At 44.2% G+C, this 25265-nt stretch carries 19 protein-coding genes and 1 riboswitch; of the genes, 12 read left to right on the top strand and 7 right to left on the bottom strand.

Features of this window, described 5'->3' with window-relative positions:
• Positions 1-119: 119 nt before the first annotated feature.
• The 5 genes from V7K97_RS18130 to V7K97_RS18110 all read left to right on the top strand — a co-directional run bounded on the left by V7K97_RS18130 (position 120) and on the right by V7K97_RS18110 (position 9055).
• Complete coding sequence (locus V7K97_RS18130; protein ID WP_334802398.1) at positions 120-1136, top strand: YihY/virulence factor BrkB family protein; 1017 nt, start codon at positions 120-122, stop codon at positions 1134-1136.
• A 771-nt stretch (positions 1137-1907) separates the two neighbouring features.
• Positions 1908-2459: a DUF421 domain-containing protein gene (locus V7K97_RS18125; RefSeq protein ID WP_334802397.1), complete on the top strand. Its 552-nt coding sequence runs from the start codon at positions 1908-1910 to the stop codon at positions 2457-2459.
• A gap of 40 nt (positions 2460-2499) precedes the next feature.
• Entirely contained in the window at positions 2500-3795 is a 1296-nt protein-coding gene (gene purB, locus V7K97_RS18120) for an adenylosuccinate lyase (protein WP_334802396.1), read from the top strand.
• Positions 3796-4101: 306 nt separating this feature from the next.
• On the top strand, positions 4102-8103 hold the full coding sequence (locus tag V7K97_RS18115; protein WP_334802395.1) for a PAS domain S-box protein: 4002 nt from the start codon (positions 4102-4104) through the stop codon (positions 8101-8103).
• A gap of 400 nt (positions 8104-8503) precedes the next feature.
• Entirely contained in the window at positions 8504-9055 is a 552-nt protein-coding gene (locus V7K97_RS18110; RefSeq protein WP_334802394.1) for a DUF4126 domain-containing protein, read from the top strand.
• 792 nt (positions 9056-9847) lie between these two features.
• On the opposite strand, the gene hemH is transcribed toward V7K97_RS18110, so the two are convergent.
• Positions 9848-11014, bottom strand: a complete 1167-nt coding sequence (hemH, locus tag V7K97_RS18105; RefSeq protein ID WP_334802393.1) for a ferrochelatase — start codon at positions 11012-11014, stop codon at positions 9848-9850.
• Positions 11015-11107: 93 nt separating this feature from the next.
• Here hemH and V7K97_RS18100 point away from each other — a divergent pair, with 93 nt between their 5' ends.
• The 5 genes from V7K97_RS18100 (at position 11108) to V7K97_RS18080 (ending at position 14119) form a co-directional block, all read left to right on the top strand.
• On the top strand, positions 11108-11731 hold the full coding sequence (locus V7K97_RS18100; RefSeq protein WP_334802392.1) for a class I SAM-dependent methyltransferase: 624 nt from the start codon (positions 11108-11110) through the stop codon (positions 11729-11731).
• A gap of 374 nt (positions 11732-12105) precedes the next feature.
• Positions 12106-12627 (top strand): DUF29 family protein, encoded by a 522-nt coding sequence (locus tag V7K97_RS18095; protein ID WP_334802391.1) that lies wholly within the window; start codon positions 12106-12108, stop codon positions 12625-12627.
• A 5-nt stretch (positions 12628-12632) separates the two neighbouring features.
• Positions 12633-13151, top strand: a complete 519-nt coding sequence (locus V7K97_RS18090) for a DUF29 family protein (protein ID WP_334802390.1) — start codon at positions 12633-12635, stop codon at positions 13149-13151.
• Between the two features lie 213 nt (positions 13152-13364).
• Positions 13365-13847, top strand: a complete 483-nt coding sequence (locus V7K97_RS18085) for a DUF29 family protein (RefSeq protein WP_334802389.1) — start codon at positions 13365-13367, stop codon at positions 13845-13847.
• Positions 13848-13924: 77 nt separating this feature from the next.
• On the top strand, positions 13925-14119 hold the full coding sequence (locus V7K97_RS18080) for a hypothetical protein (protein WP_334802388.1): 195 nt from the start codon (positions 13925-13927) through the stop codon (positions 14117-14119).
• A 183-nt stretch (positions 14120-14302) separates the two neighbouring features.
• Here V7K97_RS18080 and V7K97_RS18075 read toward each other — a convergent pair whose 3' ends face one another.
• Positions 14303-14485 (bottom strand): hypothetical protein, encoded by a 183-nt coding sequence (locus V7K97_RS18075; RefSeq protein ID WP_334802387.1) that lies wholly within the window; start codon positions 14483-14485, stop codon positions 14303-14305.
• A gap of 423 nt (positions 14486-14908) precedes the next feature.
• On the opposite strand from V7K97_RS18075, the gene V7K97_RS18070 reads away from it, so the two are divergent.
• A complete protein-coding gene (locus V7K97_RS18070; RefSeq protein ID WP_334802428.1) occupies positions 14909-15739 on the top strand; it encodes a dienelactone hydrolase family protein in 831 nt (276 codons plus the stop codon).
• A 230-nt stretch (positions 15740-15969) separates the two neighbouring features.
• Here the strand turns inward: V7K97_RS18070 and V7K97_RS18065 are convergent, their stop codons facing one another.
• The gene (locus V7K97_RS18065; protein WP_334802386.1) at positions 15970-19089 is read right to left on the bottom strand and encodes an MFS transporter; all 3120 of its coding nucleotides are present in this window, start codon (positions 19087-19089) and stop codon (positions 15970-15972) included.
• Between the two features lie 380 nt (positions 19090-19469).
• On the opposite strand from V7K97_RS18065, the gene V7K97_RS18060 reads away from it, so the two are divergent.
• Positions 19470-20159, top strand: coding sequence for a hypothetical protein (locus V7K97_RS18060; protein WP_334802385.1), 690 nt, complete (start codon positions 19470-19472; stop codon positions 20157-20159).
• Positions 20160-20925: 766 nt separating this feature from the next.
• On the opposite strand, the gene V7K97_RS18055 is transcribed toward V7K97_RS18060, so the two are convergent.
• From V7K97_RS18055 to ntrB, 4 genes are all read right to left on the bottom strand, one after another.
• Positions 20926-21546 carry a universal stress protein gene (locus V7K97_RS18055; RefSeq protein ID WP_334802426.1) on the bottom strand — a complete coding sequence of 207 codons (621 nt, stop codon included), beginning with the start codon at positions 21544-21546 and terminating at the stop codon, positions 20926-20928.
• A 199-nt stretch (positions 21547-21745) separates the two neighbouring features.
• A riboswitch (cyclic di-AMP (ydaO/yuaA leader) is annotated at positions 21746-21881 on the bottom strand.
• A gap of 20 nt (positions 21882-21901) precedes the next feature.
• Positions 21902-22735, bottom strand: a complete 834-nt coding sequence (locus V7K97_RS18050) for an ABC transporter ATP-binding protein (RefSeq protein WP_334802425.1) — start codon at positions 22733-22735, stop codon at positions 21902-21904.
• A 54-nt stretch (positions 22736-22789) separates the two neighbouring features.
• Entirely contained in the window at positions 22790-24232 is a 1443-nt protein-coding gene (locus tag V7K97_RS18045; RefSeq protein ID WP_334802384.1) for an ABC transporter substrate-binding protein, read from the bottom strand.
• A gap of 87 nt (positions 24233-24319) precedes the next feature.
• Complete coding sequence (gene ntrB, locus V7K97_RS18040; RefSeq protein WP_334802383.1) at positions 24320-25171, bottom strand: nitrate ABC transporter permease; 852 nt, start codon at positions 25169-25171, stop codon at positions 24320-24322.
• Between the last annotated feature and the right edge of the window lie 94 nt (positions 25172-25265).

Here is a 25265-nt window from a genome sequence, read left to right as displayed (position 1 = left end):
ATTCTAAATTCCTCCTCAAGGACGCTGCAAAAATACCCTTGGGAGGATGGCGCTATTGAGTAAATCAGTATCCAATATATCAGGGACTAAGCAACATCCCCTACAAGGAGACTGATTGGATGAATTTGCAAGCAATATGGAAGTTATTCCAAGAGACATTCAAGGAATGGAGTGAGGATAAAGCTTCACGGTTAGCGGCGGCATTAGCTTATTATACGATTTTTTCTATTGCACCGTTGCTAATTATTGTAATTGCGATCGCAGGTGCAGTATTTGGCGAAGAAGCGGCAAGGGGTCAAATCGTCGGACAAATTCAAGGTTTAGTCGGGATAGATGGCGCAAAGTTCCTCGAAACAGCCATCAAAAACGCTAACAAACCACAAACAGGAGCGATCGCTTCGATCGTTAGTGTTGTAGTTCTGCTATTAGGTGCTACAGGCTTATTTACTGAGTTGCAAGATGCCATGAACACGATTTGGGAAGTCAAAGCCAAACCCGGACGTGGCATAAATAACATGATTCGCCTACGCTTTTTGTCTTTTGCAATGGTAATCGGTATTGGCTTTTTACTTTTAGTTTCTCTAGTAATTAGTACGGCATTAGCAACATTAGTAACATACTTTAGCAACTTGTTACCAGGTGTTGATTTTATCTGGCAGATTATCAATTTTATCCTCTCTTTTGCGATAACTACACTGCTATTCGGACTAATTTTTAAAGTTCTACCAGATGTCAAAATTGCTTGGAGTGATGTTTTAGTTGGAGCTGCTCTCACCTCAGTTTTATTCTCTATTGGGAGATTTTTATTAGGACAATATTTAGGGAATGGTAGTTTTGGATCAACATACGGTGCTGCTGGCTCACTGGTGGTAATTTTAGCTTGGGTTAACTATGCCGCACAGATTCTTTTCTTCGGTGCAGAGTTTACCCAAGTTTATGCCAGAAGGTACGGAAGCGGAATAGTTCCAACGAAAAATGCCGTACATCTATCTGATAAAACAAAATATAATGGCACGGCTCCAACGGAACAAGCATCTACGAATAAAAAGCCATCTTCTCGCTTTGTTAACGGCTTATTCCAGTATTTTAGAAAGCCCAAGCGCTTAAAACAGAGAAGAAAAAATCAGCGATTTTAATCCTTGATTGCTGGAGATTTATATGTGTAAATCTTATAGGTATTGAAGTATCTAACATCAAGTCCAGGCAATTATTTATGATTCCCATATTTCAATCCCCTCCCCGCCTGTGGGACTACGGTGTACACACAAGTCTTCTAACATTACTCCACAAGCTTATGATCCCCCCAACCCCCCGATAAATTGGGCAGGGCTGTTTTATTCCCTAAAAGGCTCTGATTTACAAGCGTTTCAAGCAAAAAAGTCAGGTGACTAAAAAATCTGATTGGGCGAGAAAATCGCGTAGGCGTAGCCCGTCGTAGACATCGCACTGAAATTTACTCGTTGAGGTGGTATCTTTTCGATAACCAAATCAAGCAAATTTCTGACTTATACTATTGACAAAATCTCTAAGAGATCGAATGAAACAGCCCTGCCTTAAAAAGGGGGGCAAAAACCTCTGAAAGTCCCCCAATTTATCGGGGAGCCACTGCGGTCTTCTCCCTTGGCGCTAGCCTCTCCCAATGTGAGAAGGGGAGACGCTAAGAGCGATAGCGCCGGCGGCAAGCGAGTCCGCGTACCCTTACAGCGAAGCAAGCTACGCTTTTAGCGTCTCGTAGAGAGCGTCTGGGGGTTTCCCCCATGAGCAAGTGGCGTGGATTTAGGGGGATCTCCAAGGATTTTAATTTGGAACAGAGATGTGTGTATACCGTATGACTGCGGAGAGTGATCTTCAGGTTTTATACTTAATTCTTTCAGAAATTTATTGAAAAAGCGAGAAAATCAGTGCTAATGGAAAAATGGTTTTTTATCAATTGGCAGGCAATTTTTGTTCCTAGCATCAGCATCTTTGAGTTGATTATCCGTGGAACGCTGGTTTATTTAGCGCTGTTCTCAGTGCTACGCCTGCTTCCTAGCCGACAACTCGGAACACTAGGAATAACTGATTTACTCGTAGTTGTCCTATTTGCTGAAGCGGCTCAAAATGCTATGGCAAGTAATTACACATCCATTACTGAAGGCGCTATCCTGGTAGGAACAGTGATTTTTTGGAGTTACTTGCTGAACTGGTTGGGCTATAAATTTCCGCAGTTCCAACGTTTTCTGAATCCGCCACCTCTGCTATTGGTAAAAAATGGTCGGATGATTGAACGCCATCTGCAACGAGAGTTAATTACAGATGATGAGTTGATGAGCAAGTTACGTCAGCAAGGTGTAGAATTTTTAGCTGATGTGAAGTTGGCATATATTGAATCTGACGGCAGGATTAGTATTATCACCTCGGATTCAAAAACTCCTTCCGTCCCTGAGCAAAAAATAGCGTTAAAAAGCGATCTACATTAATTAGACTGTAAAATATGACGGTTGTATTCTGTGCCTAATTGTGATTGAGCGCTATACTTTGCCCGAAATGGCTAATCTGTGGAGTGAAGCCTATAAACTAAAAACTTGGCTGGAGGTTGAAATTGCTGTTTGTGAGGCTCAAGCTGAACTTGGTTACATTCCATCTGAAGCCGTTGAAGAAATTAAAGCCAAGGCAGATTTTGACCCAAAGCGGGTGCTGGAAATTGAGGCTGTAGTCCGCCATGATGTCATTGCTTTCTTGACAAATGTCAATGAATATGTTGGTGATGCCGGACGCTATATTCACCTGGGTTTAACTAGTTCGGATGTTTTGGATACGGCTTTAGCACTGCAATTAGTTGCCAGCCTAGATATATTATTGCAACGTCTGGAAGATTTGATTGAGGTAATTCGCCAAAAAGCACGGGAACATCGTCATACAGTGATGGCTGGCCGATCGCATGGTATTCACGCTGAACCGATTACTTTTGGTTTCAAACTAGCTGGTTGGTTAGCAGAAGTGTTGCGGCACCAAGAACGCCTGATAATACTCCGCCAAACCATCGCTGTGGGTAAAATTTCTGGTGCGGTGGGAACCTATGCCAATGTTGAACCCCGTATAGAAGCGATCGCTTGCCAGAAACTCGGACTCAAACCCGATATAGCCTCAACCCAAGTTATTTCCCGCGATCGCCACGCCGATTACGTGCAACAATTAGCGTTGGTAGCGGCATCCATCGAACGCTTTGCTGTAGAGATTCGCAATCTACAGAAAACAGACGTTTTAGAAGTTGAAGAATTCTTTTCCAAAGGTCAAAAAGGTTCCTCAGCCATGCCACACAAGCGCAACCCCATCCGTTCGGAACGACTGACGGGAATGGCGCGACTCGTCAGAAGTCATGCCGGTGCAGCTTTAGAAGACGTTGCTTTATGGCACGAGCGGGATATTTCTCACAGTTCTGTAGAACGGGTGATTTTGCCAGATGCTTGCACTTTGACACATTTTATGTTAATGGAAATAACCGACTTGGTGAAAAACCTGTTGGTTTATCCTGAGAACATGAAACGGAATCTCAACTGTTATGGCGGCGTTGTTTTCAGCCAAAAAGTGCTACTGGCATTAATCGACAAGGGAAGCAACCGAGAAGAAGCTTATGCGATCGTCCAAGAAAGCGCACACGCTGCTTGGAACAAGCCAGAAGGCAACTTCCAGGACTTAATTAGCAAAGACCCACGTGTTACCCAAAAGTTGTCTCCAGCAGAACTAGAGGTTTGTTTTGACCCCCAGCAACATCTCCGGCATTTAGAAGAAGTTTATCAAAGATTAGGAATTTAGGATTAATTTGCTTGTAGTGAGCGCTTGAGCGCTTACTACTAAGCTGCTAACAAAAAAATACGCGGATATCTAAAAAAATATATATAAAGGTCAGACGTTCAGTTACACCGCGCATACCTGGGAACATTGCCCCTGGCTTGGGTTGTTAAATATCAAGTATTGCTGCAAGCCCTGGTGGGATATGCACAATCCGGGTTTTATCCTTGCCTTTGGTGATATACTTAGCTCTGAGTCGCCCGACGCAACTTTAGGGGAACGCAGTCAGGCAATAGGAGGAAAATATTTTCCCTCAAGGGATTTAAAAGCATGAGGGCAGAGGAACACAAAGGCGTTGCTGAAAGCCTCTTTGTGGGCGACAGCGAGATCAGGGCGTTGCTGATCTCGCACGACTGGTCACAAACGCCTCTGGGTGCTATCGAAACTTGGTCAGATACTTTGAAAACTGCGGTACAGATTCTGTTGACAGAACTTGATCAAGTCAACCAGCAGAAAAAGACGCAGATAGAACCTGCTTTCCGCCCGCAGGATTGTACGCAAACAGCCACCTTACGCCAATCTGCCGAAGCCGATGCCTTTCGAGTCGCACTCACCAATGCGCTGCGCTCGCTCACCGATGCCAACGAGATTCAAGCTACCGCCGCTCGCATTCTGGGCGAGTCTCTAGGGGCAAGCCGCGTCATTTACATTGAAGTGTTACCGGGCGGCAATGAGGTGATCGTTCATAAAAACTACACGAACGGCGTTGCCGAACTGAGCGGGCTGTACAATCTAGGAGACTTTGGGCGCAACCTGACAGATGACCATCGGGCGGGGCAAACGGCGATCGTTCCTGATGTGGAAAACTACCCTAAATACACAGCCAGCGAGAAGGCGATGTATCAAACGATTGATATTGCCGCGCATATTGATGTGCCCCTGATCAAAAACGAGCAATTTGTCGCGTTGCTGGCGGTGCATCAGGCAAACCCTCGTCCGTGGACGGAACATGAGGTGAGCCGAGTCGAGGAAACAGCAGAGCAGACGTGGGCAGCCGTTGAACGTGCCCGTGCTGAAGCAGCATTACGCAAGAGCCGCACCGAACTCGAAGGGCAACTGCGGAAGTTCGACGCGATCGTCTCTGCAATTCCCGATTTTATTTACACCTTTGATTTAGCGGGAAGGTTCACGTATGTCAGTCCGGTGTTGCTCAATCTTTTGCAGAAAACTTCGGATGAAGCTTTGGGAAAAAACTTTTTTGAGCTGGATTATCCAACGGATTTAGCGACCCGACTTCAGCAACAGATTCAACAGGTGATCGCCACGCGCCAGCCGCTCAAGGATGAAACACCCTACACTAGCGCCATCGGCACGCGCGCCTATGAATACATTTTCGTACCACTTTTGGGCATAAACGGCGCAGTAGAAGCAGTGGCAGGCGTGACGCGAGACATCACCGATGTCTCCGACGAGCTTCGCTTACGCAAACGGGCAGAGCAAGCTTTGCGCCAAAGCGAGAAGCAGGCTCAAAATATTCTGGAGAGCATCGCTGAAGCCTTCTTTGCACTGGATGAGAACTGGCAGTTTACCTATATTAATCCATCTGCCGAAACACTACTAGATCGCACTCCAGGCGATTTAGTTGGCAAGAATTTGTGGTCAGAGTATCCAGGACTCATTAGCAACGAGTTGGCGCAGATTTACTGGAGCGCCATGCGCGATCGTGTGGCTGCGTCAATGACCGCGTTTTACCCGGATCACGACCGCTGGTACGAGGTTCGCAGCTACCCCGCCCCAAACGGCATCAGCGTTTATTTCAGGAATGTGACCAAGCAAATTCAAACTGAAGCTGCCCTGCGGCAGAGCGAAGCTCGCTTTCGCCGTATGTTTGAATGCAAAATGGTGCCAATGGGCGTTTATACCAGTACAGGTGGAGTGGTTGAAGCCAATGATGCCCTGCTCGATCTGATTGGCTACACTCGTCAGGAGTTGGAAACAGGACAAATCAAGTGGCAAGCAATAACTCCGTCTGAGTACTCGTCACTCGACGAACACGCCTTAAGCGAAATTGCTACTCAAGGCTTTAGTACTTCCTATGAGAAAGCTTACATTCACAAAGATGGTAGCCAGATTCCGATTTTCGTCGGAGCGGCATCCTTCCTGGATGATCCGAACAGTGGCGTTTTCTTTGTCATTGACCTCACCGATCGCAAACGGGCAGAAGAATTTTCGCGGCGAACCGCCGAATTTAATGCTTTCCGCGTCTCTCTCACCGACGCGCTCCGCCTCCTTGCCGACCCAGTAGAGATTCAAGCTACGGCCAGCCGTGTGCTGGGCGAATATCTGGGTGCAAACCGGGTGGCGTATTTCGAGGTTCGCGGTGCTGATTACGTCGTTGAGTGTGATTATGTTAATGGAGCCGTAGCACTCGCCGGCAACTACCCGGTTGATTCGTTCGGGCCGAAGCTGCTCGCAGCCTACTGCACTGGTCGCGCCGTGTCCGCGTCCGATGTGGAAGCCGATCCCAACCTGTCCCCAGATCAGCGAGCAGCCTATGCCGCGATCCAGATCGGTGCTTACATCGGCATACCCCTGGTCAAGAGGGGCGAGTTCGTAGCGGGGCTGGCAGTTCACACATCCGAACCGCGAGCTTGGACACCGCATGAGGTGTCCTTGGCGGAAGAAGTAGCCGAGCGCACTTGGGCGGCAGTCGAACGCGCCCGCACCGAAGCAGCACTGCGCGACAGTGAAAACCGCTTCCGCATGGCGATTGAAGCTGCCCAATTAGGCACCTGGGACTGGAATCTCATCACCAACCAATTAATTTGGGATGAGGGTTGCAAAGCCATGTTTGGCTTACCACCAGAAGCTCTTTGCAGCATTGAGGTCTTTTTTGCCGGACTGCACCCCGACGATCGCGATCGCCAAGAACAGGTGGTGCAATGGACTTTGAATCCAGCCAGCAGTGGCAAGTATGACGTAGAATATCGCACGATCGGGATTCAGGATGGAGTTGAACGGTGGATTGCGGCCAGAGGACAGGCTTACTTTGATGCTGCTGGCAATCCACAACGCTTTGTCGGCACTGTACTCAATATCACTGAGCAAAAACGCATTGAGGCAGAACGAGAACAACTCCTTGCTAGTGAACAAGCCGCAAGAGAGGCAGCCGATCGCGCCAACCGGATCAAAGATGAGTTTTTGGCGGTGCTGTCCCATGAACTGCGATCGCCTTTGAACCCCATTTTGGGCTGGACACGCCTGATGCGAAGCCGCAAACTCGATCCAGCCCGTCAAATCGAAGCTTTGGCAATCATCGAGCGCAATGCCAAGCTGCAATCGCAACTGATCGAAGACTTGCTCGACATTTCCAGCATCATGCAAGGCAAGCTGACCTTAACGGCAACTCCCCTCAGTTTAGCATTTGTCATTTCTGCTGCTGTGGAAACCGTGAGTTTGGCGGCAGAGGTAAAGAATATTCAAATCACGCTTGACCTTGACCCAAAAATCGCTCCCATCTTCGGTGATGCTGCCCGACTTCAGCAAGTGGTCTGGAATCTGCTAACTAATGCCGTCAAGTTTACTGCCAACGGTGGACAGGTGACGGTTGAACTGAGGCAAGTCGAGTCCGAAGGAAGCAAGGTTGGCAATCAGATGGCTCAAATTCAGGTGATTGACACTGGAAAGGGCATCAGTCCGCAATTTCTGCCCCATGTGTTTGAGTATTTTCGGCAAGAAGACGGCTCAACCACCCGCAGATTTGGCGGTTTAGGGTTGGGTCTGGCGATCGTTCGGCAAATTGTGGAACTGCACGGCGGCACGGTCAAAGCGGAAAGCCAGGGTGAGGATCAAGGTTCAACCTTTATTGTACAATTGCCGATCCTGCAACAGGCAATACCCCTCGTTCCTGAACCAATCTATACGCAAGCAGACTCAGAAAGGCTGTTAGAAACGATTCAAGTTTTGCTCGTGGATGACGATACCGATACCCGCGAATTTCAGACTTTCCTGCTGGAGCAAAACGGGGCAAAGGTGATCGCCACTGCCTCTGGCTTAGAAGCGTTGCAGGCGCTGGATCAGTTTATTCCAGATGTGATTGTCAGCGATATCGGGATGGCAGAAATGGATGGCTATATGCTGATGCAGCAGATCCGATCTCGCTTACCTGATCAAGGTGGAACGATTCCGGCGATCGCACTAACTGCCTATGCCGCAGAAATTGACCAGAAAAGAGCCATGCAAGCTGGATTTCAGATGCACCTGACCAAACCACTGGAGCCAGAACAATTCGTCAGCGCGATCGTGAACCTGCTTAAACTAAACCGAGTCTAGAACACCGATTCAGTAATCAGGATCGACTAGCAGACTGTTCAGTAGTGTTAGTAAATGTATTATAGAGGTAGCATTTAGAGGATGTTTGAAAAGTCGGTTAAGCACTAAAAAAAGCTCTCAGGGTATAACGTGTAAATACGTAGATACAGCCTGAGGGGGCGACGAAATAAGCTAAAAAGTAGACTCTATAAAGATACCAACAACATTTAGTATTGCATTCCTAAAGACTATCTGTTTGATGCTGGAATTATTGCCCGCGTTGGGTAGTATAAATAACAAATATAGGACTAGTATTTGATTTTTTAAATCCACCTAGTGGCGTGGCAAGGCTAATTAGATTTTTTCAAAAACAATTTACGATTCCTATATCTACTTATTTATTAGTCTTACGAGTGCTTTGATGATTGAAATTCTAGCGACACTTTCTGCATCTGCGGCAGCAGGAATGAGAATAGGCATACCTTTGCTGATTATTGGACTATTGCAGGGTAGTAACTTGTGGTCACAAGTTCCAATCTTATCCCACATTTCTCCACCAATATTATTAGGCTGCCTCACCAGTTGGTCATTAATTGAATTATTCGGCTCAAAAAAGCTCTGGGGGCAAAGATCGCTCCAACTAGTTCAGTTATTCATGTCTCCCATCGCGGGCGCAATTATGGGGTTAGCAGTAGCTAACGCAACAGCAACGCCAAACTGGTTGATTGCCATAATTGGGGGTTTGTTAGCTTTGGTACTCCAGCTAGTCCAAGTTGGTTGGTTCTATCGGTTACGTGGCTTACCATTGTGGGCAGTCTTTCTTCAAGATACCTTATGCGTTGCTCTAGTACTTTTTGCCTTTGGCGCTCCTTGGCAAGGAGGATTAATTGCTTTAATACTACTTTGGTTTGCAGTTCGTAGTGCTAAACAGTGGTATGACTGGTATCACAAGGGCATAGGGCATGGAGCATAGGGCATGGAGCATTTGACTTTTCACGGTATCTGGAAAACCTCACCGAACAAGGCAAAAGTAAAAAGTAAAAAGGCACTCATAAAGAAAAAGAAAAATGGTTTGAGAGCAACTAAATTTATTTATGGAATCAAATAAAAACATTTATTTCTCGCGCTACGCGTCTCGAAATAATACGTCATTATTAAATCCCCTAAATTTATGATACTGTTGGCGAATTAATAGGGGGTCTAACCCCTTATCCCCAATCCATGTTAATTCAGTGCGTTTCAACGCACTTCAGCTATTAGCCTGCAATTTATTGCGGGGTTGGAAAGCAACGCAAAAGCAAGGTTTTAGGGGTGAGGGGTCTAACCCTTCACGAATTCGCCAACAGTATCATTTATTTATGGGGATTATCTTTTTACTTTGAACACAGCATAGCCAGCCATCTGTCTATTTCTGTAGCTTTATACTATTGACAAAATCTCTAAGAGATCGAATGAAACAGCCCTGCCTTAAAAAGGGGGGCGAAAAGTCTCTTTAAGTCCCCCAATTTATCGGGGGATTTAGGGGGAGCTAAAAAGTTAGGAGGCTAAACGAGCAGTTTGAAAACACGCCCTAGGCTTCCTTAGATGGCTACGCCAACGCCAAGGGCGAATAGAACTTATCCTAATGGAGACGCTAGACGAAAGTGGGTGGGATAAAGGAAAACTTTTCCAATATCCAATACCCAATACCCAATACTTCGGCTTCTCTACGAGACGCTACGCGAACGCTCAGTACAAGTGCCCAATGCCCAATGCCCAATGCCCTTTACTGCAAAATTCCAATCATGTGCAAGAAGCCGTGACCAGTAATTAGCTCGATAATTAAGGCAATAAAACCGAGCATAGCAATCCGACCATTCCAAACTTCAGCGCTAGTTGTCAGACCCCATTCCCAACGCTCTTGAGGGTACATTTTCACCCTTTTTTTCATTTGGGCAGCTTGCGAAAGCTCTAAACTGGGGTTTTTCAGCGCATCAATCACTAATTCGGCGAGGGCATTAATAAATACTGGATGGGTATTGGGAGCAGGTACGCGGCGGAAGTTGTGAATTCCTGATTCTTCGGCTACTTCCCGATACTCAATATCAATTTCTTGTAGTGTCTCAATATGCTCTGAGACAAAACTGATTGGCACCACAACCAAATCTTTCACACCTTGTGCGCCTAGTTCAATCAGTGCATCTTCAGTATAGGGTTGGAGCCATTCTACTGGGCCGACACGACTTTGGTAAGCTAAGGTGTGAGCATTGGGTCGATTGAGGGTCTGCATAATCAGAGCAGTACATTCCTCAATTTCTTGCTGGTAAGGGTCGCCGGCTTCTTCAACGTAGCTTTTAGGAACGCCGTGAGCGCTGAAGAATATATGAACCTCATCGGGGTTAGGAAACTGCCCAAGTTCCTGGGCTATGAGTTCCGCCATTGCTTGGAGGTAGCCTGGTTGTTTGTACCAAGAAGGAATGACAGTGTAATCAATAGGTTGAAGTTTTGGATTTTCTTGCCACAGCTTTTCTATCAGCCGAAAACTAGAGCCACTAGTACTGATAGAAAATTGGGGATATAGTGGTAATATTACCAGGTGTTCTATATTATCTTGGGTAATCTGTGCGATCGCTTCTTCTGTATAAGGATGCCAATAACGCATTCCCACGTACATACTAGCTTCTTGCCCCAAACAAGCCAATTGTTCTTTTAAAGCTTCGCCTTGCGCTTCTGTGATCCGCCGCAGTGGGGAACCACCACCGATTTGCTTATAATTTTCTTGAGATGTTCTGGTTCGCCGCGTGGCGATAAACCAGGCTACGGGCTTTTGCAACCAGCGAAATGGTAGGCGAATAATTTCCGGATCGGAAAATAGGTTGTACAAAAACAGCCCGACATCCTCTAGCTTATCGGGGCCACCGAGATTGAGTAATAAGACGCCTACACGACCCATAGCAGTTACTTTCCCCCAATCTTTTCAGGTTTTTTACTAATGTTAACAATATATCTTTATTAAATATAAAGCTTAATAGCAAGGAAATATGCAATGGCAACAATTTTAAGGGATTGGAGTTACCGATATCAGTGGTTGTATGATGGTATCTCCCGTTTAGCAGCCTTAAGTGTAGGTGGTGAAGCCCGTTTTCGACAACTTGCTTTACAAGGCTTAATAATTGACTCAGATACTCAAGTTTTAGATTTATGTTGCGGCAGTGGTCAAACGACGGAATTTTTGGTAAAGTTTTCACAAAACGTAACAGGATTGGATGCTTCACCCAAGTCTTTGCAACGGGCGCGGCAAAATGTACCATTAGCTTCTTATGTAGAGGCTTTTGCCGAAGATATGCCATTTGCAGATAATCTGTTTGATGTGGTGCATACGAGCGTTGCATTACACGAGATGCAGCCTCAGCAATTACGAAAAATTATTAATGAAGTTTATCGGGTGCTGAAGCCAGGAGGGGTATTTACACTGGTGGATTTTCACGCTCCGACAAATCCGATATTTTGGCCTGGGGTATCAGTGTTTTTGTTGTTGTTTGAGACGGAAACAGCTTGGGAATTGTTGAAAACTGATTTGGCTAAGTTGTTAACTGAGACTGGCTTGGAAGTGGGTAAGCCAACTTTATATGCAGGTGGTAGTTTGCAAGTGATACAGGCGAAGAAGTGAAGGATAATTTGTTTGTGTAGGCTTGTGCAAATAGTGATTGTTATATTGAAGTTATAGCGATTTGCAATGGAGTGAAGTTGCAAAAAAATTGTAGGTTGGGTGGAGGCTTTGCCAAAGCCAACATCCTGATACCCAACATCCTAATATATGTTGGGTTGCGCTCCGCTCCACCCAACCTACGTCTACGTCTAATGCAGTATTTTAGCCTAGAGGGTCCACTACGTGCATTTCAAAAATCAAATACTAGTCCTATAGCTGTTTGCAATGGAGTGAAGTACAGACTCTCGTAGGGATACAAGTATGTTGTGTCCTTACCTGTACACCTAATTCTAATGAAAAGTACTAGAAGAAATGAAATTTTGAGGTTGATAGATATGACACAGGAATTAATAGACCTCAGAACTTTTATTCAGGAAGGACGTTATGCAGATGCCTTGGCAATTGTAGATGAATTAGAAGGCATGAGTAAACAAGCTATTCTGCGAAATATCCAAGCTTATTTAAAGATTCTGCTGATTCATTTGATTAAGAACCAAGTAGAACAACGATTAACTGGTTCATGGGCAAATTCTATTCGTAATTCCATCCGAGAAATTAAAAAGCTGAATATCAAAGATAATAAAACCTCTTATTATATTAATTTAGGCGAATGGCAAAATTTGATAGAAGAGGAAATTATTGAAGATGCCATCGCAGATGCTAGTGAGGAAGTGATGAATGGCTCATATAATCAATTCCAACTCGCTGAAATGGTAGAGATAAACCAGATAACTCAGACTGCGTTGAAGTTTTTAGCGCTAACTTATTCCTATTCAGCTAAGGAGTTAGCCTCATCTGTGGCTGAAAATTTGACTCAGCTACCCGGTGGGGAAGATTGGAAAGCAGGTAAACGGTGAAAAAAATGACACAGGAATTAATAGACCTCAGAACTTTTATTCAGGAAGGACGTTATGCAGATGCCTTGGCAATTGTAGATGAATTAGAAGGCATGAGTAAACAAGCTATTCTGCGTAACATTCAAGCTTATTTAAGGATTCTACTGATTCATTTGATTAAAAACCAATTAGAGCAGCGATTAACAAATTCGTGGGTGGCTTCTATTCGTAATTCACTTATAGAAGTTAAGAAACTCAATATTAAAGACAATAAAAAATCCTATTATATCAATTTAAACGAATGGGATATCTATATTGATGATGAAATAGAAGTAGCAGTGCGTGATGCTAGTGTAGAAGTTTTGAATGGAATATATAATGAATTTCAACTGGCTGAAATGGTGGATAGAAACCAGATTATTCAGACGGCTTTGAAGTTTTTGGCACTAACTTATTCTTATTCAGCTAAGGAGTTACCCGCAGTTGTGGCTGAAAATTTGACTCAGCTACCTGGTGGGCAAGATTGGAAAGCAGGTAAACGGTGAAAAAAATGACACAGGAATTAATAGACCTCATACCAATTTTTTATGAAGCTGCATAGAATTCGATCCCCCCGAGCAAGCCTTAATAAGGGGGGAACCGGAAAAACATCTAAAGTCCCCCAATTTATCGGGGGATTTAGGGGGATCAAGATATGTGCAACTTCACATTAAATTGGTATCAGAACTTTTATTCAGGAAGGACGTTATGCAGATGCTTTGGCAATTGTAGATGAATTAGAAGGCATGAGTAAACAAGCTATTCTGCGAAATATCCAAGCTTATTTAAACATTTTGCTGATTCATTTGATTAAGAACCAAGTAGAACAACGATTAACTGGTTCATGGGCAAATTCTATTCGTAATTCCATCCGAGAAATTAAAAAGCTGAATATTAAAGATAATAAAATCTCTTATTATATTAATTTGGGCGAATGGCAAAATTTGATAGAAGAGGAAGTGATTGAAGATGCGATGCCTGCGGCGGGCTACGCCAACGCTGATGCTAGTGAGGAAGTGATGAACGGCAAATTTACTCGCTCTCAGTTGTCGGCGATGCTAGATAAAAGCCAGATTTTAACTACAGCAAATAGTTTACTAGCTTTAACATATACTTATTCGGCAAAGGAATTACCAACGATTATGGATGATTATCTTAGTCAGTTAGCTGGTGGAGAAGATTGGGTAAATCGGGAAAAATAAGGCGATCGCTCTTTGTTCGGCGATCATACCAAGTGTTAAATTAAAATTAGCACCGTCAACTCTTGAAGGGAATACAAATGACAGCAGATACTACTGTAAAATATCAAGTTCTCAAGGCAGTAGAGGAAATGCCTCAGGACGTTACTTTTGAGGAAGTGATGGAACGCCTTTATTTCCTGTACAAAGTTGATCAAGGTTTAAAGCAAGTCGAGACTGGTAATACCATCTCACACGCAGAAGCCACAAAGCAAATTAAAATATGGCAAGAGTAAGCTGGACGATTCAAGCTTTAAATGATTTAGAAGCAATTGGCGATTTGATTGCACGGGATGCACCAAGTTTTGCCCAGGTATTTGTAAATAGGCTGAAAATTTAACTCAGCTACCCGGTGGAGAAGATTGGAAAGCAGGTAAACGGTGAAAAAATGACACAGGAATTAATAGACCTAAGAACTTTTATTCAGGAAGAACGATATTGTTTATCGCATCTATCTCTAGTTGAGTCGTCAGTTGATTCGTCTTGATGGCGAGTTCATTTTGCGCTATAATTTCCTGAGGACTTAAATCAAGTAACGCCCAACCATTACTAGGAGTAAAAGCTATATTTATTAAACGGTATCCTGCCTTATAATTGTTCACGATTGTACTAGCAACGAGTTGTGAAATATTGTTATTATAAGCATAAAAACTATTGCCAGAGGTATTTGTACCGAAAATTACCCACCCTCCATTTGGAGCGAATGCAACAGTGGTGATAGAATCGTTTTTTTGATATAGAGCCTTTATTTCATTAACAACATCTTTATTTCAAGCTTGTCAATTGCCTAAAATAAAATATTTAGACAGTTTAAGGAGAAATTAAATAATTCTTAATTAAGTTTTATAACGGTTTCAAATCCTGTGAAAAACTACTTTGTAGATAGCGATCGCTCTTTGTGGCGAAAACTGAGGTAGCAAACGCAGCCAGTATTGCAGTAAACTGATTGGTGAACCGTAGTATTCGCATTATAGTACTGTACGGATAACCAACAATCAAGTTTTCGTCAATTTAAGGTAGAGATGATGCAAGAAGTAACTCGCCGCAAATTTATTGCAACAGCCAGTCTAGCGACGGGTTTTGCCCTCGCAGTACAACCAATTTCTGCCGAAGCGATCACCACCGATGCTAAGGGGTTAGTAGCTGGTGCGGTGAAAATTCCGGTCAAAGATGGCGAAATCCCCGCTTATAGAGCCGCACCAGCCACGGGTGAAAATTTCCCTATCGTCCTGGTAATTCAAGAAATCTTTGGTGTACATGAGCATATTAAAGATATCACTCGTCGCTTTGCCCACTTGGGGTATTTAGCGATCGCACCCGAATTATTTGTGCGTCAAGGCGATGTCTCAAAGCTAAGTAGCATAGACGAAATTCGCCCAATTGTCGCCAAAGTGCCAGATGCCCAGGTGTTATCTGATCTTGATGCTACAGTAAACTGGGCAAAGAAATCAGCTAAGGGTAATGGCAACAAGTTGGGAATTACAGGCTTTTGTTGGGGCGGTCGCATTACCTGGTTATATGCTGCACACAATCCCCACGTTAAAGCAGGTGTAGCCTGGTACGGGCGACTGGTGGGCGATGCTACCGAACTTCAGCCGAAGTATCCCATCGATATTGCATCAGCCCTCACAGTCCCCATTCTCGGACTCTATGGTGGCAAAGATACGGGTATTCCCGTAGATACAGTAGAACAGATGCGCGATCGCTTAAAGTCCAGCAGCAGCAAATCTGAAATCATCGTCTACCCTGATGCACCCCATGCATTTTTTGCCGATTATCGCCCCTCCTACCGGGAGAAAGAAGCCAAAGAAGGTTGGAAACATCTTTTGGCATGGTTTAAAGAGCATGGTGTGTAGTATGAGGCAAATACAGACCTAACCCCCAGCCCCTTCCCTACTAGCGTTGGGGAGTAAGATTCAAAGCCTCTCTCCTTTTAGGAGAGAGGTCAGAGTGTATTGCATACAAAGGAAAAACGCTATAACTGAACCGTATTATCCTCGCCCCTCGATCTTCCCAATATATGCAAAACATAGAAAAAGCCCCCCATCGCGGGAGGCTGAAAATTTAGCGGAGACAACTTGTGAGACTACGCCGTAATCACAGCGATCGCTCCTCCGAATGCTGAGAAAATCGCGGAGACGAATGCTGTGGCAAAGAGCCACCAAGCGGCTGTAGCTGCGGCTTTGCGGGTTTCTTCTGCTTGGCGTTGGGCTTGATGCTTAACCTCTTCTAGGCGGCGTTGGGCTTCGTGCTGTATGCGTTCTGCCCGTTGCAATACTGTGTTGCGCGCCCGTTCAATTTGGTCGATGATCCGGTTGGCATCTTCCTCGGAGATGTCCTCACGAGAACTCATAATTGCCACTAGGGTATCACGGTCGAAGGAGGAGAGGCGATCGCGCAGGGCATCAAACCCCGCTTGGGGATCGTCAAAAAATGTGCGAACATCGCGTTTGATGTTGTCATAGTTAAGTTCTGGGCGATCCAAGGAGTTGAGATAGTTACGGATGCGGGCAAAAACCCCGTCAATTGCATCTTGAATGCCTCGTTGGATGCTCCGCACTTGTTCGACAAATTGATCCCTTACGGATACCATGTTATCGGCAATCCGCGCCGCTTCTTCATCAGAAATATCTTCCCGAATTTTCAGCAGGGCGATGATGGTAGAACGGTCAAAATGGGAAAGGCGATCGCTAAAACTTTCTACGCCCACTCGCGGATCGTGCAACAATAATTGCAAGTCGCGTTTGATACCTTCGGGATTAAGTTCTTCCTTACCAGTTTGGCGCAAATACTCTTCCAGATAACCTTTGAATGTTTCCATTCTTTGCTGGGTGCGGCTAGCTAGGCGACGAGGCGCACGTACAAAGTTACGAATGGAAGTTTGGGTGGAATCAATGATTTCATTGACTTGTTCTTCACTCAAGTCTTGACGTTGACTGAGTAATTTCACCAGTGTATCCCTGTCTACCTGCGACAACCGACGGCGGAGTGCGACGGCTCCCTCTTGGGGATTTTCAAACAATTTGGTCAAATCTCGTTGAATACCTTCTGGATTCAGTTCTTGTTTCCCAGTATTCCGCAGATAATCTGCGATCGTCGTGGTAACAGAGTCATATTGCTCTTTAGCTTTATCCACTACAGCTTGGGGTGTGTGGCGAATATTATGCCATGACTCCTCAGTAGCATTGATGATTTGATTAACTTGGTCTTCACTCAAATCTTCGCGCTGACTCAACAATTGCACTAAGGTATCACGGTCAAAGCGAGATAACCGCGCCCGAATTGAGCTAATTCCAGCTTGAGGATCTTCCAGTAATCTTTTGAAGTCGGCGCGGATGGCATCAGGATTCAATTCTGATTTTCCGGTGTTACGCAGATATGATTCTACATTCAACCACAGGGTTTCTGCTTGATATTGTGCCTGTTCTGCTAGTCCTTTGGATTCTACCAAGATGCGATCGCGTTGTTTTTCCAACTCGTCGAGAATGCTGTCTACTTCATATAGCTGGACATCATTACGTTGCAGCAATATCTCTCGAATTTCCTGACGTTCAATGTGCGCTAATCGCAATGTCAGGGTTTCATAATCTGCGTCTGAGTCTTCCAACAGTGGTTTGAAATTCTTCTCAATGCCTTCGGCTGTCAAATCTGCCTTGGGAGTAACGAGTAGATAACTTTCTACTGCGCGTTGCAAGTCTTGGACTATCTCTCTTTCTTCGATCGCTCTCACTGTCACCAGCACTTCTTGGCGGACAACTTCTAGCTGATTTGCAATGCGCTCAATTTGACCTTGAGTAAGCAATCCTCGTTGTTGGAGAATTTTGGCGAAATCGTTGCGGGATAGTCGTTCTAGTTCCCTGCGGACGATTCCAGGGTCAGCAGCTGGGTCGTAGATGACATCATGAAATTCATCGGCAATTTTTTCTGTACTCAGTTGCCAAGCATAAGTATTATACAGGTAGTTTTCCACATCAGCCCGAATTGGGCTGTAGGGTTGTGATGGTGTTGGTAAGCCTAGCTTATCTGCTTGTTCGGTGACTTTATCTTTGGCGCTGGTGAGACTACCCAAGATTTTTTCCACATCCAAATCAGATAAATCTGTGCGTCCTAAAACAATGCCGGTTAAGGCGGATAATCCTTGCTGGAGTGTACTTTGAATTGGCCCGGTAGCTGGCTTTTGGTCAGAACCTTTAGAATCACGCTTTTCTGCTAATAACCGCTCCAGCTTGGCGTTGAGTTCATCTGTTTTGTTTTGTCCGGGTGGGAGTGATTTGAGATAATCCATTAACTCACCCAAACGATCTTCGGTGGGTGGATGCTGACTGACTACTTGCTGCCAAACTTTATACAACGTATCAGCAATGCGGCTAACGTCTTTTTTGGAAAGATCGGTGCGACTGCTGACTAACTCGATGAACTTTTGGCGATCGATGTTGCGGATATCTGGAGTCCCGGCGATCGCTTTTAATTGCGGATCGTTGAGTAAATTTTCAAAATCACTCCGAATTTTCGACACATCTAGTTCTGGAGGACGGATTTTTTCTAAGTAATCTTCAATGTTCTCCCGGATACTCCCAGGGTCGATGGCGCTTCCTAGTTCTCGACGGATAGCGGCGGCGGCGGCTTCAGCTGTGGCGACAACTTGGTTATTGACAGCTTTCGCGCCGAGTGCGGCGGTAGCAGTCCCCATAATCGCCTGAAGGCCGGATGTTGCCGTATTGACGACTGAGCCAATTAAGGAGCCGACGGTGGTGAAACTTACCAAAACCAATAGTGAAAAGTAAGCACCCCAAATCACCAAACCAAGAATTGCTCCTTTCCCTGGATCTGAAAATAACAGGCTTAATTTTACTGCGAGGAAAGTGGCGATTAAAAGTGCGATCGTCACTGTGACTAATGTCCAAATTCCTACTGCTGTGCCGATTTTGCGAATCGTACCGCCGAAACTTTCGACTTCCCCATTATCTGAATTCGAGTCAGATGAGTGCCCCAGATAGGAAATACCGGCTGCAAGGGAGAGATTAGTTAGAACTAATTGGAAAGCAAAGGCTAGAATCACACCGGAGATTAAAGCCACAAAAAAGCGCGGCCCGGAAGTGAGAACCGATGCCTGTGCTGGTGTGATGTTTGAGGCATCTACTTGAGTCTGTGCTACCCACAATAGGGGTTTGTATAGTCCCAGCATGATTTCCGTACTTTGGAACATTGGATTTCCTTCTACTAAGTTTAAATTTGGGGAATTAAGATTTTCTTGAGAAGCAATTCTTAGTATTTATGTTTTTACCTATGGCAATACCTAACCTTTTAGATCAGAATCGTGGAATTTAGCTGTTTAAAGCATCTCTCCAAAGGCTGAAATCCTCATTAGCGGAAGATATAAATTTTACTACCTCTTGGCAAAAAACTTAATCAAGCAAGTTGGCACATAATATTATGCATATACTATTATTTTTTAATTTTCAATGGCTTGTTAATAGAGATTTATCTTGGATAAATTATAGTTAGCTCTAGATTATCAATCAGTGGAATAAATGCCTATAATTATTATTCGCTCAGGTTTTAAGTGAAGCTTTTAGTAATAAAAATATGAATAATGCAATAAAAGGTGTACCTTGGGAACAGTGCCGAGGCATTGAAACCACGGATGTGAATGATTATCTAATTCTAATTCAAGCTCCTATTGAGAAGGTAGCACAAGCTATTAGTCAGGTGCGACAAGTAGTTGTATGGGAACGAGATGTATACGAACATGAGATAGAAATATTAGCCTATGGCTTCATCATCTTTCAGTTCCGAGGACACTCTTGGACTGTAATTAGTCAGGCAAGTTCTATAGGCTACAGTGTTACTCTAGATGAGGAAGACGCCCAATCACTTTCTAACTTACTGCATACAAAAGCAATCTGTTATCTAATTAGTGATACTGGTCTAAAAATTGGGTATAAATTTTATAACTGTAATGAGTTATTAGAGGAGCTATACTTTACATCCGAAATTGAAGGGGAATTCGATGATGAATATGAGGAAGAAGAGGAAGAAGATGATGATACGAAAATAGAAGGAACCTACCACTTCCAATCCCATCTCCGTCAACTCAATGCTAAGGATATTGAAAACCCTTACGTTTTTACTGATACTTTTTTGCGAGAGCAGGATGCCTATGTTCCTGCTTTTTTCCATCGGTGTTATCTTAGTTTGGGTCAGCGAATAACCATGCGTCTAGGAGGTCTTAAGCATGAAGATTTGGAGCGTATGGATTATTTGGTATTAACCTAAGTTGCTAGTTATAGCGTTTCTCAATCTAGTGAGGTACATCTTAAGCCCCCTCTCGAAGAGCGGGGAGGGGGTTGGGGGTGGGATTCTTGTACCTCACTCAACCGAGAACCGCTATAGTGTCTACAAACAGTGTTGTTTAATACAAAAAACTTTTTGCTACCGACCAGAGGACTTTTAAAACATCCTCTAACCGTATTGAGTTAAGAATATTCGTAGGTTGGGTTGAGCAGAGCGAAACCCAACAAACCTCGCAAAATGTTGGGTTTCGTTCCTCAAACGCCACGTGCTACAAGTCGGCATAGCCGACGCCAGTCGCTCATGGGGGAAACCCCCAAGACCGCGCTGGCTCCCCAACCTACACATTTTTATTTTTTAGCCTTAGAGGATGTTTGAAAAGTCCTTTTATCGGTAGCAAAAAGTTCTAGATCCCCCTAAATCCCCTAGGACTTACGCACAGGTAACGGAAAACGAACCACAGAGGACACAGAGGTCACGGAGGAATGAGAGTTTAAGAGGGTTTTTGCGTAAGTCCTATCCCCCTTCAAAAGGGGGACTTTGATTCCGGTTCCCCCCTTAAAAAGGGGGGTTAGGGGGGATCAATCAGTGCCAAAAGTTATAACCAACCACTTTTCAAACAGCCTCTTAGCAGTATTGCATTGGTTTCTACCCGAAGCTGATTTATTTAGTGGCTAAAAAAGCCACCTAGTTGTAGGTGACTTATCCATGATCAAAATTTGACAAAAATTACTGAAATTTTAAACAGCGATTATTCATCAATACAATTGGGAATACCCAAAACGGCACAGGGGAAATTAGAACCTAGTGCTTCAATCATCGGATGATTGACAGAGTTGCAACCTAAAAATAGAATATCGGCAGATTCTAATTCAACAACTTTGCCAAGTTCTGTATAAATGCAGCCAAACCGCAAATGAGATTTGAAAGAACCCTGCCATTCTTCAGCCAGACTTCGCGCTTGCCAGAGAATTCTATCTGCTTGTTGTAGGGGAGTTACCACTGTCTGCAATTTGGGTTGAGTTAATACCAGTGTGACAGACTTTGATACTTCACTAATCTGACATTCTAATGGCGGCTGTTGTTGTGGAAAGCTCAAGATATTTGGATACTGACTGCTTTGATTATCTTCTAGCACATAAACGGCTTGAACTGTAACTTGGGCATTAGTAGCTAAACGGGTTTGATGGGCAATCCAGAAAGCAATATCTAATGCCGTATGACTGTTAGGAGATGCGTTGTATGCAACAATTAAGTTAACTGCTTTTGAGCTTTGAGGTTTTTTAGAAAAAGGTTTTTTTGGTTCTGGCAGCAGTACCATTTGGTCAATTAAGTCATTTCGACCTGTGGCACTTTGCAGACGTGCTAACATTGGTTTGATTTGCACAGCTTTACTTCTCCCAATTAAATGAGTTAGCAATGAGAAGCTGGGGGACAAATTTTGGATTTTGGACTTCGGCTACGCTCAGTCGAACGATTTTGGATTTTAGATTGAGTGACGATAACCAAAATCTCAAATCTTAAATCGGTCAAGGAAACCCCAATAATAACTGTATTACAGCCAAAATCTTGGGGGTTCCTTCCATTGCCTACGGAGTTAGCTGACGGGCTAAGACTGGAAGGTGTCTCTCGTAAGATTAGCCCCAAACATTGGTTCCTCCGTTCCAAATCCAGCTTTCATGAATTTGAATTAGGCTACCCACTAAAAAAAATGATAATCTAATTTACTAGTCTTGGGCAAAATATCGGTCAAGGAAATTTAGGGCGTGGTTGCGGAGTTCAAAATATTCTTTTGAATTTCGCATGGTGGTGCGATCGCGTGGACGCTCAAAAGGAACTTCTAAAATCTCTCCTATACTAGCAGATGGTCCATTGGTCATCAAGACGATGCGATCGGACATATAAATTGCTTCGTCTACATCGTGGGTAATCATCATCACTGCTTGACGATTATTTTCCCAAATATCCAATACCTGCTGCTCTAATTTGCCACGAGTTAGCGCATCTAGTGCCCCAAAAGGTTCATCCATCAGCAACATTTTGGGACGAATTGCTAAGGCTCTGGCAATACCGACTCGTTGTTTCATCCCTCCAGAAATTTCATCAGGATATTTGTCAGCCGCCGCCGTCAAGTTTACCATTGCCAAGTGTTGATTTACAATGCTAATTTTTTCAGCCTTATTAGCATTTTTTAGCACTTCATCCACAGCTAAACGGATATTTTCTCGCACTGTTAACCAAGGTAACAGCGAATAGTTCTGAAATACCATCATCCTTTCGGCTCCGGGCTGACGAATTTCTTTTCCATCTAGCCTGACTGAGCCAGAAGTGGCTTTTTCTAAACCAGCTACTATCTTTAGTAGGGTTGATTTCCCACAACCTGAGTGACCAATTACAGAAATATATTCATCTTCACCAATGGTCAGATTAACCCCATCTAAAACGAAAAAGTTATCTTTATTAGGTGTCGGATAAGACTTGACTAAATTTTCGATTTCTAAAAATCCGGTGCGGGGCAGAACTTCGGTCTGGGTATTAATTGGTAATGAGGTATATTCCATCATCAAATGCTCTGCAAATAATTTGGGCAATCAATCAATATTTGAACTTGGGATTTAAGACATGAAAAAACGAGTTGGAGCATTAGCCCTGATAGCAAAACTATTCAGATAACCTACTGGATCGCTAGGGTCGAAGCCTTTCTTATCTATAAATACTTCTGGTGGTTCGACCTTGTAATCATCCTTGGGACATTGGATGTCCATTTCTGATGCTATCTGCCGATATAAATCTGTTCTCCACCCAAGTTCTGCTACTTTTTCGGCATTTTTGGGGAATTTGTGAATTTGTCCCCAACGCGCTGCTTGTGTCATTAACCAGATACTTCTCGATCTCCATAAAAATGTTGAGTGTTCTCCTGGCTGTTGGGGAAGGTTGTTAGGAATATCGAAGAAAATCGTGGTGTCAGCAGCTTTGATGGTGCGATCTTTGCCGTCAAAGCCGCCATAATTGTAGTTACCGAGAATTCCCGGACTTGTAAACTTCGCAATTGGGGCATCTTTCTTTTTGGGTCTAGCACCTGTAAAGGAACGCTCTGTAAGCAGTTCGGCTACTTCTTGGCGGTTTTCTACTTTGCTGCAATATTGACAAGCTTCAATCATTGCCTTGACTAGTGAACGATAGGTTTTGGGATATTTGTCGATGAAAGATTCCATTACTCCCAAGAGTCGATCTGGGTGTCCCAACCAGACTTCTTTCCCTTGGGCGAAGGTAAAGCCGATGTTTTCGTTACCTGTTATTGCTCGTGTATTCCAGGGTTCTGCAACCATGTAAGCTTGCATGGCACCAATCCGCACGTTTGTCACCATTTGGGGTGGCGGAACAATAATAATCCGAAACTCCTTAAGCGGATCAACACCTGCGGCGGCGGACACATAACGGACAAAGTATTCGTAAATGGCGGAACTGAGAACAACCGCCCAAACTTTGCCTTCTGGCGGCTGCTTGTCAAAGTAGCCTCGGAAATCGCGCCCAAAGGCTTCTAAAGCACCATCGCCATATTTTTCTTGATACTCATACCACGGACGCAGCCCAAAATCCCACATGGCTTTGTTCATTGTCATGGCGTTACCGTGGCGGTGAATAGTCATGGCTGCACACAAGGGGGCGTGGCGTGCGCCTTCGGCACCAATTCTGGCGTTGGTGACGGCACCAGATACTACGGGTGAAGCATCCAGGCGACCAAATATTAAACCGTCGCGGGAGGTAGCCCAACTAGCTTCGCGGTTGAGTGTGACGTTCAAACCATATTTGCGGAAGAAGCCTTTTTTCCAGGCGATCGCAAATGGCGCACAATCATTAACGGGAACGTAACCAACGGTAATATCTGATTTTTCTAAATCTTGGGATCTAATTACTGGTTGTACAGCTAAGGCTTCTTCAGTTAGTCCTTTGGCGGATCGATCTCCTGAAATCGCACAGGAGGACAAGGCTATGCCGGTTGTGGTTGCTCCTATTCCTTTGATAAAATCTCGTCGAGTCCAGTTAATATCACCCATTTTTGTAGCTCCACTGGTGATTAATTACTCCTGCTTCCGGTGCAGAGTCTTATTAAATCTTGCTGTTTTGATAGCAGGCAAATTTTGTTAGTTGGAAGTTTTAGGGCGATGAGTTACTAATTCTTGGATTTTGCCCACGGCGTAATCTAGAATTAACCCAGTTAAGCCAATTACAAACACAGCTAAAAACACTGAACTCAGGTTTAAACGACTCCATTCATCCCAAACAAAAAAGCCGATACCAATACCGCCCGTGAGCATTTCTACGGCAACGATTACTAGCCAAGCTATGCCTAAACTAATTCGTAAACCTGTAAAAATATACGGCAAACTTGCAGGCCAAATGATTTTTGTAATTCGTCTCCAACGCGGCATTTCTAGCACTCGTGCCACATCTAAATAATCTTGGGGAACGCTAGAAACTCCTAAGGCGGTATTAATAATTGTCGGCCATAAGGAGGTAATAAAAATGACAAAAATGGCCGAAGGTTCTGCTAAATTGAAAATTGCTAAGGCGATAGGCAGCCAAGCTAAGGGCGATACAGGTTTAAAAATTTGAATGATCGGATTGAGCGCTAGCATTGCCGGTCTGGACATCCCAATGAGAAACCCCAAAGGAATCGCTACTACCGCACCTAGCAAAAAGCCCAGTAATACCCGGTGCAGACTTGCGATCAATAACCAACCAATTCCTAAGTTGCCTGGGCCTCGTTGGTAGAAGGGATGTAAGATGTAGTCTAGATTAGCGATTAGCGCTTCTGGTGGGGTGGGCATTAATTCATGATTGGCAAGTGCAATAATCCACCACAACACAATTATTCCCAAGAAGCCCAATACAGGTAAAATGAAGACATCTCTAAGGATGACAGGTTTTGCCTTTTTCCAAGTGGTTTGCCCAGCGATCGCTGCGATCGCTGCTAAATTTAGTTGAAATATCATTTAAAACCTCAACCGATTTAAGTGCAGGTACAAAAAACTTGAGCAGTACCAGCCTTGGACAAGACTCAGCAATTCACTGTCAAAGTACAACTGT

Origin of the sequence: Nostoc sp., from assembly GCF_036917815.1 — a bacterium.
Classification (GTDB): Bacteria; Cyanobacteriota; Cyanobacteriia; order Cyanobacteriales; family Nostocaceae; genus Nostoc.
This window is presented reverse-complemented; position numbering and strand designations above follow the sequence as displayed.